General features: G+C 43.6%; 11 protein-coding genes. 3 read left to right on the forward strand and 8 right to left on the reverse strand.

Annotation, left to right across the window (positions count from 1 at the left end; genetic code table 11):
* Window positions 1-45: 45 nt before the first annotated feature.
* Window positions 46-1,020, reverse strand: coding sequence for a PstS family phosphate ABC transporter substrate-binding protein (locus ABD128_RS04895; RefSeq protein ID WP_343987363.1), 975 nt, complete (start codon window positions 1,018-1,020; stop codon window positions 46-48).
* Between the two features lie 139 nt (window positions 1,021-1,159).
* Between ABD128_RS04895 and ABD128_RS04900 the strand changes: the two genes are divergently transcribed.
* The gene (locus tag ABD128_RS04900; protein WP_343987366.1) at window positions 1,160-1,441 is read left to right on the forward strand and encodes a hypothetical protein; all 282 of its coding nucleotides are present in this window, start codon (window positions 1,160-1,162) and stop codon (window positions 1,439-1,441) included.
* On the opposite strand, the gene phoR is transcribed toward ABD128_RS04900, so the two are convergent.
* The 6 genes from phoR to ABD128_RS04930 are packed head-to-tail and all read right to left on the reverse strand — an operon-like array spanning window position 1,438 to window position 8,954.
* Entirely contained in the window at window positions 1,438-2,730 is a 1,293-nt protein-coding gene (gene phoR / locus ABD128_RS04905) for a phosphate regulon sensor histidine kinase PhoR (protein ID WP_343987368.1), read from the reverse strand. The two genes, ABD128_RS04900 and phoR, sit on opposite strands and share 4 nt — an antisense overlap.
* Before the next feature lie 10 nt (window positions 2,731-2,740).
* Window positions 2,741-3,433 carry a phosphate regulon transcriptional regulator PhoB gene (phoB, locus tag ABD128_RS04910; protein ID WP_343987371.1) on the reverse strand — a complete coding sequence of 231 codons (693 nt, stop codon included), beginning with the start codon at window positions 3,431-3,433 and terminating at the stop codon, window positions 2,741-2,743.
* Window positions 3,434-3,490: 57 nt separating this feature from the next.
* A complete protein-coding gene (gene phoU, locus ABD128_RS04915) occupies window positions 3,491-4,225 on the reverse strand; it encodes a phosphate signaling complex protein PhoU (RefSeq protein ID WP_343987374.1) in 735 nt (244 codons plus the stop codon).
* A gap of 39 nt (window positions 4,226-4,264) precedes the next feature.
* Complete coding sequence (gene pstB, locus ABD128_RS04920; protein WP_343987377.1) at window positions 4,265-5,068, reverse strand: phosphate ABC transporter ATP-binding protein PstB; 804 nt, start codon at window positions 5,066-5,068, stop codon at window positions 4,265-4,267.
* A gap of 22 nt (window positions 5,069-5,090) precedes the next feature.
* The gene (pstA, locus tag ABD128_RS04925) at window positions 5,091-6,698 is read right to left on the reverse strand and encodes a phosphate ABC transporter permease PstA (RefSeq protein ID WP_343987380.1); all 1,608 of its coding nucleotides are present in this window, start codon (window positions 6,696-6,698) and stop codon (window positions 5,091-5,093) included.
* A 12-nt stretch (window positions 6,699-6,710) separates the two neighbouring features.
* Window positions 6,711-8,954: an ABC transporter permease subunit gene (locus tag ABD128_RS04930; protein ID WP_343987383.1), complete on the reverse strand. Its 2,244-nt coding sequence runs from the start codon at window positions 8,952-8,954 to the stop codon at window positions 6,711-6,713.
* Between the two features lie 260 nt (window positions 8,955-9,214).
* On the opposite strand from ABD128_RS04930, the gene ABD128_RS04935 reads away from it, so the two are divergent.
* Together ABD128_RS04935 and ABD128_RS04940 are read left to right on the forward strand one after the other, a co-directional pair.
* Window positions 9,215-10,345, forward strand: a complete 1,131-nt coding sequence (locus ABD128_RS04935; protein ID WP_343987386.1) for an OprO/OprP family phosphate-selective porin — start codon at window positions 9,215-9,217, stop codon at window positions 10,343-10,345.
* A 162-nt stretch (window positions 10,346-10,507) separates the two neighbouring features.
* Window positions 10,508-11,614, forward strand: a complete 1,107-nt coding sequence (locus ABD128_RS04940; RefSeq protein ID WP_343987389.1) for a mechanosensitive ion channel family protein — start codon at window positions 10,508-10,510, stop codon at window positions 11,612-11,614.
* A 76-nt stretch (window positions 11,615-11,690) separates the two neighbouring features.
* On the opposite strand, the gene ABD128_RS04945 is transcribed toward ABD128_RS04940, so the two are convergent.
* Entirely contained in the window at window positions 11,691-12,398 is a 708-nt protein-coding gene (locus tag ABD128_RS04945; RefSeq protein WP_343987393.1) for a Bax inhibitor-1/YccA family protein, read from the reverse strand.
* Between the last annotated feature and the right edge of the window lie 18 nt (window positions 12,399-12,416).

A 12,416-nucleotide genomic window follows, 5' to 3' on the forward strand; every position in this document is an offset into this window, starting at 1 on the left:
TTAGGGAGCAGCCGGCCAACAAATACCAAGGTAGGGGTGTTTTTTTTATTTCATTAGCTTTTTAAGCTGCATTTCTGCGGCTTTAGCTGGCAGTGGAATATAACCATCTTTTACTACAACTTCCTGTCCAACCTTTGAAAGAACCATTTTTAGGAACTCTAATTCAATTGGAGATAGCGGTTTGTTTGGATGCTTATTAACGTATAACAATAACTGACGTCCTAGTGGATACTCGCCAGAAATTGCCGTCTCAGCATTCGCTTCAACATAGTTCGTATCATTCTTCTTGGTTAAAGGTACCGCTCGAACACCCGATGTCTTATAACCAATCCCAGAATAACCGATACCGTTTTTCGATAAGCTTACCGACTGCACTACCGATGCTGAACCTGGTTGCTCGTTGACTGAGTTCTTAAAGTCGCCTTTACACAATGCCTTCTTTTTAAAGTAACCATAAGTGCCTGACACAGAGTTACGACCATAAAGCTGAATATCACCTACACCATCAATTCCTAGCTCTCCCCAGTTTGAAATATCGCTATCACCACCACATTTGCGTGTTGATGAAAAAATTGAATCAACCTGAGCGATGGTTAAGCCTTCGACTGGATTGTCTTTATGCACATATACCGCTAAAGCATCGATGGCTACTGCTACCGGCGTTGGCTTGTAGCCGTGTTTCTTTTCAAAAGACTCTAATTCCTTATCCTTCATCATACGGCTCATTGGGCCGAAGTTAGCCGTTCCTTCGGTTAGCGCTGGTGGCGCCGTTGACGAACCGGCAGCTTGAATTTGGATATTCACGTTAGGATATTGGCGCTTGAACTCTTCCGCCCATAAAGTCATCAAGTTCGCCAATGTATCCGAGCCAACGCTCGATAGGTTGCCTGAGATACCGCTTGTTTTTACGTAAATAGGCAAGTTTTCATCAACTTTAGCTTGTGCAGTTGTACTCAATGATGTCGCAAGCGCAAAAGTTGAAGTTGCAGCAACGACAGCAACTTTTTTAAATAAATTCATAGAAATCTCCAGATAGTTATTATTAACAGACGATGTCATTATGCGGCGATTATATGAAAGCAAGGTGACTGGAGTGTTACGCTTTTATGACATTACCTCCAAATACTAATATGAGCTTGTTAGATAAGCAGATTCTAGTTTGTGGAGTACAAGTCTATTACGAACCTTTAGTAAGTCGCAAAGGTATATTGTAGACAATGGTGAAGAGCTTTTTTCAGCGCCAGGTTATAGCCGCTGGGACTTGTTAACTCAATGGCAGATTGCTGATTCGATGGAGGTTAATCTCGCGCTCTTTAATGTAACGGATAAGAATTATTGGGAAAGCAACAGCGTTCTGGGTTTTGCAGCCGATAATCCAACGCTACCCTTACTCGCCGAAGCTGGATTTAGCGCCGTTGTCAGTTTTAACTATTCGTTCTAAGGATGAAGCCGAAAGACACAACTGAAAGTACTGCCTTTACCGACAGTACTTTCAACCTTTAAATATCCATCATGCAATTCAAGAACGTGCTTTACGATTGCCAATCCTAGCCCTGTCCCTCCTTGTTCGCGACTGCGCCCAGGATCAACGCGATAAAAGCGTTCAGTTAATCTTGGGATATGTTCTTGTTTAATACCAGGGCCATTGTCGCTAACACTTAAGACTAAATTCTGTTCCGTTTCTTTCCAGTAAATATCAATACGACCGCCCTTTTGTGTATAGCGCACCGCGTTAAAAACAAGGTTAGAAAATGCGCTTCGGATTTGCTTTTCAGAACCAACTAATTTTTTGTTGCTTTGGGAATGAAACTCGATGGTATGTCCCTTATCCCCGCTCAATGCTTTTGCTTCAGTGCAAATACTTTCGAGCATTGAGTTAACCTCTATCTGTTGTGACGTACTGCTTTGTAAATCCTTTGCGTCGAGTCGAGATAATAGTAGAAGGTCATCCACTAAACGACCCATGTTCAGTGCCTGATGGCGCATCATGCTTAAAGGCTTTTCAACACTCTTAAGTTCGGGATATAACTCTGGGTCCAACATTTCAAGGTAACCGCGAATGACGGTAAGTGGTGTTCTAAGCTCATGAGAAACGTTAGCCACAAAATCTTGGCGCACTCGCTCTAATCGATGCTTCTCAGTGATGTTACGAATAATAACTAAGCGCTGATCGTTGTTATAAGGAGTGATGTGAACATTGAGCATTAAATTTTCGTCCGCCGGTGACTGGATTGTGAGAGGTTTCTCATAATCCCTAGCTTTCTCATATTCAATAAAGTTTGGATGTCGCAGTAGATTAAACAAACGCTGCCCAATGTCCGTATTGGCTTTTAACCCCAAAAGTTTTTCCGACGCTTTATTAAACCAACGGATCTCACCTTGATTACTAATGATCAAGGCTCCTTCTCTTAGTGCTGAGGTTGAAGCTCTAAACTCAGAGATAATGCTTTTAAGTTTTTTGAGTTCTTTACGATTCTTGCGTTGCAACACATAAAGATGGTTAAACACCTCACCCCAAATTCCAGGTGCTGAAGGCGGGTACAATGATTTTGATTTTACTAGCCAATAAAACAGCCTAGAGAGCTGGACCAGATTCCATAACAAATACGCAAAAAGAATCACAGCGATACAAGCGGCTGCCTTATCAAACAGCGAGCCTATTAAACTTACGACAAGCGTAATAAAAGCTAATGTCCAAAACTCTGCTTGCCAATGACGATTAGTCCACATCGATTAAGCCTTATTTGCTCGAAAAGCGATAACCAGAACCTCGAACCGTTTGAATATACTTTTCAACCCCGTACTCAGCTAGCACTTTACGCAATCGGCGAATATGCACATCGACCGTACGTTCCTCGACAACGACTTGTTGGCCCCATACGGAATCCAATAGTTGCACCCGTGAATACACTCTTTCAGGGTTACTCATGAAATAATGAAGAATTCTGTATTCTGTTGGCCCAAGATGTACTTCTGAACCGTTAATCGTCACCCGATGACTGGCGGTATCTATTTGTATCGCACCGTGTGAAATCTGCTCATTCACATTCCCAGCCAGGCCACTACGGCGTAGCACCGCTTGTACCCGAGCTAGCAGTTCCCTAGGCGAGAATGGCTTTACTACATAATCGTCGGCACCTACTTCTAAGCCCTGCACACGATCGTCTTCTTCGCCTCTCGCTGTAAGCATAATAACCGGTACCGACTGCATCTCTGGATCTTTTTTCAGTTTTTTAGTCAGTTCAATACCTGAAGCTCCCGGTAACATCCAGTCTACTAGCATCAAGTCAGGTTTATACCCCTCTTTAATCAATCCAAAAACACGCTCAGCCGTCGCCGCTTGCTCAACCTCATAACCTGCTTGAGTCATGCAAAAGGCAAGCATCTCACGGATGTCACGTTCATCTTCTAAAATCAGAATGTTGGCATTCATTAACTTTTAAGACTCCTTTTTAAAGGGATAATAGCTGTAGATTCCTACTATTGCTAGTTAGTTACGGCTTTTCACTAATCGATGAATTTCATCCCAGGTCAAATGACGCACATCCTGACCTTGCACCAAATAAACAATGTATTCACAAATATTATGAGCATGATCACCGATTCGCTCCAAAGCTCGCGCAGACCACAGGAAATCGAGCACCTTAGAAATACTGCGTGGCTCTTCCATCATATAGGTCATTAACTGACGTGAAATAGCATCATACTCATCATCCGCTTTTTTGTCTTTTTTGGCGACTTCAATAGCAGCGTCCGCATCCATCCTAGCAAATGCATCTAAAGCTTGGTGCAACATTGTTTTAACGACATTGCCCAAATTTTGCAAAGCACTGTAAGGAAGTTCTCCATTAAGTGGCGACTTATCCTTTGTTTCCGCGATTTCTATTGCCATACGAGCAATTTTTTCAGCTTCATCGCCGACGCGTTCAAGATCAGTAATGGCTTTTAACACGGTTGAAACTAAACGCAGATCACTTGCTGCTGGCTGACGCTTTGCTAAGATTTTAATGCAATCTTCGTCGATGGAAATTTCAAAGTTATTGACCCGATCATCGTTATCAATGACTTCATTGGCAAGGTCGACATCATGTTGGCTAAATGCCTCAAGCGCTTTTTTTAGCTGCTCTTCGACTAAACCACCCATAGCCAACACTTCTTCGCGAATGTTTTCTAAGTCTTGGTTAAACTGCTTAGAAATGTGCTGCCCTAAATTTTCAGTATCCATTTTTGGTAACCTCACTTAATGATAGCTTATAATAAAAGCTTAGCCGTAACGACCGGTAATATAGTCTTCGGTTTTTTTCTGCGAAGGATTGGTGAAGATGGTATCCGTTTGATCGAATTCCACCATATCGCCCATGTACATAAACGCTGTGTAGTCTGAAACTCTAGCTGCTTGTTGCATATTGTGAGTCACGATGACGATGGTGTAATTGTTTTTTAACTCATGAATAAGCTCTTCAATTTTCAAGGTCGAAATTGGATCTAACGCTGAAGCCGGCTCATCGAGCAGTAATACCTCCGGCTGTACCGCAATGGCTCGCGCAATACACAAGCGCTGTTGTTGACCACCCGACATGCCTAACGCGTTTTCATGCAATCTGTCTTTGACTTCATCCCACAGCGCAGCACCTTTCAGCGCCCACTCCACCACCTCATCCAACACACGGCGTTTGTTGATGCCTTGCAAGCGCAAACCATAAGCAATGTTTTCATAGATCGACTTAGGGAAAGGATTTGGCTTCTGAAATACCATCCCCACGTTACGGCGTAACTCAGCCACATCCACACCCGGCTGGTTGATGTTGTTACCATGAATATTGATCTTGCCACTAACTCGCGCGATATCGACCAAATCATTCATGCGATTAAAACATCTCAGTAAGGTCGATTTACCACAGCCCGAAGGGCCAATAAAGGCAGTCACTTTCTTCTCAGGAATCTTCATGTCAATATCATGTAGCGCCTGCTTCTGCCCATAAAATAAATTAAGCTTCTCAACCTCAATCGAGATCTTTTCGTCCGCTAAACGTTGTTCAATCGTTTTGTCAGCCAATACTTGTGTCATTTCAATACCTCAATAGAGTTCTTTATTGCTCTAGCGACTTATATTTTTCGCGCAGATTATTACGGATCTTAATGGCCGCAATATTTAATAGGATGATGATTAATACCAGTAATAACGCTGTGGCATAAACCAACGGACGTGCAGCTTCTACGTTCGGACTTTGGAACCCAACATCATAAATATGGAAGCCTAAATGCATGAACTTACGCTCTAAATGCAAGAAAGGAGCATTTCCATCGAGTGGCAATGTCGGCGCTAATTTAACCACGCCTACCAGCATAAGCGGTGCTACTTCTCCAGCGGCTCTCGCCACGGCTAAAATCAAGCCAGTCATCATCGCAGGACTCGCCATCGGCAAAACCGTTTTGCGTAAGGTTTCAAACTTAGTAGCACCTAAAGCCAGGCTGCCCTCTCGAATCGATTTTGGGATTCTAGCCAGACCTTCTTCGGTTGAGACAATCACCACAGGGAGCGTCAGTAGCGCTAGTGTTAACGATGCCCAAATCAACCCAGGAGTGCCAAACATCGGCGCAGGGCTTACTTCTGGGTAAAATAACTCATCAATAGAGCCACCTAGAAAATAGACAAAGAATCCTAAGCCAAACACGCCATAAACGATCGAAGGCACACCCGCTAAATTGTTAACGGCGATCCGAATCGTCCGCGTAACTGGGCCTTGTTTCGCGTACTCGCGCATGTAAACCGCCGCAATAACTCCAAGCGGAGTAACGATGATTGACATTAATAACACCATCAATACGGTGCCAAAAATAGCGGGGAAGACTCCACCCTCAGTATTAGCTTCGCGTGGCTCATCGAAGATAAACTCACCGATTTTTGAAAAGTAATGCCCCAACTTTGACCAGAATCCCATTTGATTAGGCTGATAGGCGCGGACTATGTTGCCAGCGGTTAGAGTAATCTTTTCTCCACCAATAGTGCTAAATTGAGCCGAGTCACGCTTAATATCGCTGTACAAGAGTTGTAGCTCTTGTTGGTACTCTACAAACTGTTGCTCTAATGCTACGCGCTGCTGCTCTAAATCAGCCAAGACAGCGTCCGTTAGTTCATTATCAAGCTCCAATTTACGTTGCTCTAAACGCAACTGCTCCAGCTCGTAATTGATACTACCGATATCCTCTTTTTCAATCTCACGGATCTGTTGATGTAAATCGTTAGCGCGTTCCACAATCTCTTCTAGCGCTTGTGTATCACCATCATGAACGACGCCATCTTTGACCACGTTATCTAAATATCCGTATAAGTTACCCCACTCGCGACGCTCGACGACAATGACATTTTCATCAACCGATGTGGCTTCGATATTTTTAACGTCTAACCATTTAAAATCTAATCCATAAACATCGCGATTACCCATCTTGACTAGGTATTGCTGTCGCTCTAGGCCAGCCTGGACATCATCTTCAGTGCTGTGAATCTCGCCCATGACTAAAGTGACTTTATCACCATCAGCTACCACAAACGTTTTTACTTCCGCTGGCCAAAAGTGAGCCAAGCCTCGAACTGCAATCAAGCCCAGCAAGCCAACGACCATGATAATCGATATACTGATAGCGCCAGCGTTAAGCCATACCCAGTGTTGCCCACTGTTAAAGAATTTTTTACTCATCCGTTGTACCCCCTACAGTGAACCGTATTTATTACGCAACCGCTGACGAACCACTTCAGCAATCGTATTAAATGCGAAAGTGAATAAGAACAATACAAACGCCGCTAAGAACAAGACTCGGTAATGCGAACTTCCCAATTCGGACTCAGGCATCTCTACGGCAATGTTTGCCGATAAGGTGCGCATACCTTCGAAGATATTCATATCCATAATCGGCGTATTGCCTGTAGCCATTAGTACAATCATGGTTTCACCCACGGCACGTCCCAAACCAATCATTAACGCCGAAAAGATACCGGGACTTGCCGTTGGTAGTACCACCCTAGTTAGGGTCTGCCATTGACTAGCGCCAAGCGCAAGCGAACCATTGGTTAAATGTTTTGGAACACTGAAAATCGCGTCTTCAGTGATAGAGAAAATCGTAGGGATCACAGCAAAACCCATGGCTAAGCCTACCACCAGGGAGTTACGTTGATCATAGCTAATGCCGTGCTGATCTAACCAACGGGGCATATCACCATTGAATAACCACGCCTCTACAGGCTCGCCGAGCCAAAAGGAAAACATGGTGCCCCCGATAATGACTGGAAGCAATAACGCAGCCTGCCAACCATCCGGAACCACATGACGCAGTTTATTGGGTGCTTTGTGCCATAGTAACCCGAATAAAATCGTGAATAGCGGTAGTAAGACCAGCGTCAATAGAAAGCCAGCAAGGGTTTCCTCGATAATTGGCGCTAACCATAAACCTGCCAAGAAGCCCAGAATCACCGTTGGCAAGGCCTCCATGATTTCGACGGTTGGCTTGACCATGTTGCGCATTCTCGGTGCCATGAAGTAAGCGGTAAAAATCGCGCCAAATATAGCTAGCGGCACTGCAAACAACATCGCATAAAAAGCTGCTTTAAAAGTACCAAAGCTCAAGGGCACCAGTGAAAACTTAGACTCATAGTCATTTGTCGACGCTGATGACTGCCATGTATAGGTAGGCTCTTTATACCCTTCATAGAAGACTTCATTCCAGAGCGCCGACCATGATATTTCAGGGTGCTCATTCTCCACGACAAAAGTATTCGCTTGACCGTTTTCGCCAACTATCAATAATTTATTACTTCGTGAGTTGATAGCGAGCGAATCTATTGGTTGCCCGAAGTTGATTGTCTTCAATAAACGCTCAGAAGTGGTGTAAAAAATCCCTAACTGCCCATTACTGTCGGTCGCGATAAAGCCTTTTCGACGAGCCTCTGGCACTAGGTGCGTAATAGCACTATCAGCTAGTTTAAAGTCACGAATTTTGGTCAGCTCACTGCCACCCTCTTCATTTCGAACTTGGAACCATTGGCTAATCACACCGTTGGATTGCCCAATCATCAAAGAGGCTTGTCCAAGCAGGAAGTTAGCCTGAGTCACCGAAACGCCTGACTCGGTTATCTGCTTAGTATCCTGCAATAGCCATTCATTGCTTTTGAAACGGTAAGTACTTAACTCACCCTGCTGTCCGATGGCATACAACCAATCAGGGCCTTGAGTCACTAACAGATACTGGGGTTCAAAGCCAAGCTCGAGGGTACCAGAGTATGATTTCTCTAATACCAACTCTTCGCTAAGGAACGATTGCTCCACATCAAACTGCTTGATGATAACGTTATAGTCCTTGGTAAGCCCCGCGAGGATTAGGCCATCCTGCCAAAACTTGCCATTGAGAAGGATTAGCTCTGACTGTGAGAACTCTAGCGAGTCTTGACCGAAAGGATAGATAACGCTTGGCGTGAGTTTTCGCTTGTTATCAGGATAACTAATGGCGTAATCCTGCTGCATCAGTTGCACGCTACCGTCTCCATAGGCCACAGCCATCATGCCCTTTAAATCTAGCTGAGCGAAAGCTGTAATGCTTTTTTGCTGCGGAAGCTGCGACTCCGCGATAACCTCATGTGTCGCAACATCGGTAAATAGCATTTGCCCTTTCGTATCTAGCGAAAAGGCTATCTCGCCATACTCCTCAACGTTCAGGTGCATGATGTTCTGCTGTGACCAGTCATACTCTTGTTCCAAGTCAACAGTCGCAGACTTAAAGATAGGTAGCACAACCCATAATAGGTAAAAACAAATCAGTCCAACCGCCATGATCACTGACATACCGCCTATGGCGATGCCATAACGTGCGAGTCGGTCACTAATCTTGCGTCTTTTATGTTTTCCACTTTGCGTTTGCTTATCTAGCAACTTGCGTGTGGTCTCTTTTATTGAAGTACTCATGGCAAACCAATACTAAAATCATGGGAAAATTATAGGTAGGAAATATGACAGTATTGTTAAACCTCTGTAATATTAGGGGGAGAAATATGACAATCGTGGCTTAATGTAATAAATGATGGCTCAAACCAATTGTGAGGCGAATATCGAATTAAAGTTTCGATAAAATCAAGCATTTAACAAACCCTTAGCGATTCTGTCATCTAACTGTCACAAAAAAACCGTAAAATTCACACCGTCTTTTAAAACATTTGGAGAGAACAATGAGATTAAAATTAATAACAGTGGCAGTAGCCGCAATAATGTCTACTCCGGCTTACGCAGAAACAGAAGCACAAGCAAAAGCTGGTGGCGGTCTAAAAGTTAAAACAGATGATGTTAGCATTAAGGTTGGTGGTCGTCTGATGTATGACATCGACTGGTTTGATGACGAAGCATTTACAGGCAATACAGGTTCTGGTTCTGACTCAGAATTGCGCCGTGCCCGTATCTACGTCAGCGGTGAGTTCGGTGACTGGAAAGCTAAAGTGCAAGGCGACTTTAAAGATGATGGAAGCACGAAACTTGGTGACGCTTACCTTCAGTACAACGGCTGGGATGACTTAGCGTTAACGCTAGGTAAGCACAAAGAGCCTTTTGGTCTTGAAGAGCAAACTTCGTCTAAAGATATCACGGCTATCGAGCGCACTATGATCATCAACGCTCTTGCCCCAGGCAAAAACTACGGTGCTTCTCTTGGTTCAGCTAGCAACGAATTCACATGGCAGTTTGGTGTATTTGACCATGGCGACGAAGGTGGCAACATTGCTACTGGTATTACTGGTCGCATGACTTTCGCACCTATCATCACTGATGACGAAGTGTTGCACCTAGGTGCAGGTTTCCGTCAAAGTCGTTTAGCGGGCAATGTTTACAAAGATGGTGATCAACGCTTAGAAGTGCATACCGCTGATGAAAAAGTGGGCTCAGGCACTATCATGGGCGAAAGCATTACTGCTTATAACTTAGAATTGGCATACGCTGCGGGACCTTTCCACATGCAAGCCGAGTATTTTGAGGGTGAAGTTGATGGTGGTGGCTGGACTGCTGACACTGATATTGACGGTTACTACGCCCAGTTTGGTTACGTGTTGACTGGCGAATCACGCCCATACAGTAAAGGCAAGTTCAAGCGTGTAACGCCAAAAGGTTCGGCTGGTGCTTGGGAAGTTTTCGGACGTTTAAGCCACTACGCACCAGGATCTGATGAAGCCGATGCCTATACTTTAGGTTTAAACTATTATGCCAACAAAGCAGTTCGCGTTGGTATTAACTATGTAAATGGTGACATGAACGAAGGTGGCGTTAACAAAGACGGAAACGCATTAGCCCTTCGCTTCCAGTACGTCTTCTAACATAGTTCACTTCATGTGTGATTAAGGGTGCTTTAGGGCACCCTTTTTTATTAAGATTTATAAAGGGGTACAGACTCAATCTTATTGAGACTTGCAAGATTTGAGTAAACATCTATCATAAAACCAATGACGTCTTTCAGAACTCGTAAATAGGGACAACCTATGCTTGAATCGTTCGATATTAATTGGTCAGGAGTGCTTATACCTAGCCTAGTCCTTGTGGTTGGCTTCTTTTCCTACAAAGTCCTACAGAAATTTTTTGACTTAAGTAAAAACAAAAATACTAACGTTGTATTACAAAAACAATTAACCAACATTGTTTTTATTCTACTTCTAATCATCATTTTCGTTATTGTTTTGCCAATAAAAGATAGCCTTAAAAACCAGATTATTGCTTTAATAGGTATCGTACTTTCCGCTTCAATCGCTCTTAGTTCCGCTACATTCTTAGGCAATATCATGGCCGGGATTTGGTTACGTTCAGTGCGAAACTTCCGACTTGGTGATTTTGTTGAAGTTAAGGGTATGTTTGGTCGAGTATCTGGGCGAGGCCTATTACACACTGAATTACAAAGTATTGACCGCGACTTGATCACTTTGCCTAACCTTTTCTTAGCCTCCAACCCCGTGACTGTGAGCCATTCCGATGGCACCATTATTTCTACGCAAATATCACTGGGCTATGATATTGACCACTCAGTTATTGAACCGTTGTTGCTAGCGGCTGCAGAAAAAGCCGAACTAGAAAAACCCTTTGTTTATATTGATAACTTGGGTGATTACTCTATCGTTTATAAAATCCATGGGTTAGCGAAAGATTTAACCACCATATTGTCAGCACGATCTATGCTGAACCGACGTGTACTCGATGAACTGCACCAAGCAGGTGTCGAGATTGTTTCCCCAACCTTCATGAACCAACGCCAGGTTAATGAACACACCTTCATCCCTAAGCAACGCAACAATAAAGCCCAACAAAAGAACGTCGAAAACCCAGAAGATGTCATCTTCGACAAAGCTGACAAAGCCGGAAAACTGGATGAAATGAAACAACAACACCAAGAATTACTGGAGCGTATGAAGGAAGCTAAAGAAGCCATTGATCACGCGGAAAGTGATAAGATCGAGCAGGAACTTAAACAAAGCTATGAAAGGCTTAAGGTTAGAGAGGCTAAGCTAGTTGAGTTTCTCAGTACAAAATCAGAAGAGATTAGTCGTGAAGGTAAAGAAATCTCGAAAGAAAATTCAGACGAACCACCCAAGGATTAAGTTGACTTAGTCATTATCATTACTAGCAATAAAAAAGCGGCTATAAAGCCGCTTTTTTTACACTCACAATTAGGACTTAATCATCACCCGCCATAAATAGACGTAGGATATACAAGAACATCATCGCGATACTTGAGAATAAAGAGATGGCTGCGCCAACATATTTATCTTGAGGATAATGGTGGATAATATTTGAAGTATCATAAAGGATAGCGGCACCCGAAATACCAATCATGGCAACGCTGAACCAGGTTCCTAAATTAAAGCCAAAAATCATTCCGCCCATAATGGCTAGAAGACCTAAACCGAAGCCCCACATAACAACACCACGTAAGAATGAGAAGTCTTTACGCGTGACGAAAGCAATCGCTGTTAAAATACCAGCGCCTACTAAAGTGATAGTCGCTGCGCTTTGAATCATGCCTGGCGCTTTTGTAGCGGCAATAAAAAGAATCGGCGAGAAAAACACGGCATACAGGCCAGTGAAGATCACCAAGTTCAAATACTGCACCGCTTTCGAGTCGGCTGTATGTGCAAAACGGCTCGCAAACCAACCGATACCGACGAATAACGCCATCATCAATAAGTTGCCACCCATGCCCATCGAAGCAAAGAATGAAGCGATTTTGTATGAAGTACCTGATTGGAATAAAGCAACGCTTACAATTACAAACAAGAAAATAGCACCCAACAAGTGGTTGTAGGTTCTTGTAATAAACTGCGCGCGATCGCCCAAGCCAGGACGACTAACCGCTGACTCTTGTTGAATATCTTGATAGCTCATTAATTTCTCCTTTGCTAA

Source organism: Kangiella japonica, assembly GCF_039523535.1.
Taxonomy (GTDB): domain Bacteria; phylum Pseudomonadota; class Gammaproteobacteria; order Enterobacterales; family Kangiellaceae; genus Kangiella; species Kangiella japonica.

Bases quoted from the DNA above. Each gene is read 5' to 3' on its own strand.
- pstA (WP_343987380.1), bottom strand. From the start codon at position 6,698: ATGAGTAAAAAATTCTTTAACAGTGGGCAACACTGGGTATGGCTTAAC.
- ABD128_RS04940 (WP_343987389.1), top strand. From the start codon at position 10,508: ATGCTTGAATCGTTCGATATTAATTGGTCAGGAGTGCTTATACCTAGC.
- ABD128_RS04895 (WP_343987363.1), bottom strand. From the start codon at position 1,020: ATGAATTTATTTAAAAAAGTTGCTGTCGTTGCTGCAACTTCAACTTTT.
- ABD128_RS04930 (WP_343987383.1), bottom strand. From the start codon at position 8,954: ATGAGTACTTCAATAAAAGAGACCACACGCAAGTTGCTAGATAAGCAA.
- ABD128_RS04935 (WP_343987386.1), top strand. From the start codon at position 9,215: ATGAGATTAAAATTAATAACAGTGGCAGTAGCCGCAATAATGTCTACT.
- pstB (WP_343987377.1), bottom strand. From the start codon at position 5,068: ATGACACAAGTATTGGCTGACAAAACGATTGAACAACGTTTAGCGGAC.
- ABD128_RS04945 (WP_343987393.1), bottom strand. From the start codon at position 12,398: ATGAGCTATCAAGATATTCAACAAGAGTCAGCGGTTAGTCGTCCTGGC.
- phoR (WP_343987368.1), bottom strand. From the start codon at position 2,730: ATGTGGACTAATCGTCATTGGCAAGCAGAGTTTTGGACATTAGCTTTT.
- phoB (WP_343987371.1), bottom strand. From the start codon at position 3,433: ATGAATGCCAACATTCTGATTTTAGAAGATGAACGTGACATCCGTGAG.
- phoU (WP_343987374.1), bottom strand. From the start codon at position 4,225: ATGGATACTGAAAATTTAGGGCAGCACATTTCTAAGCAGTTTAACCAA.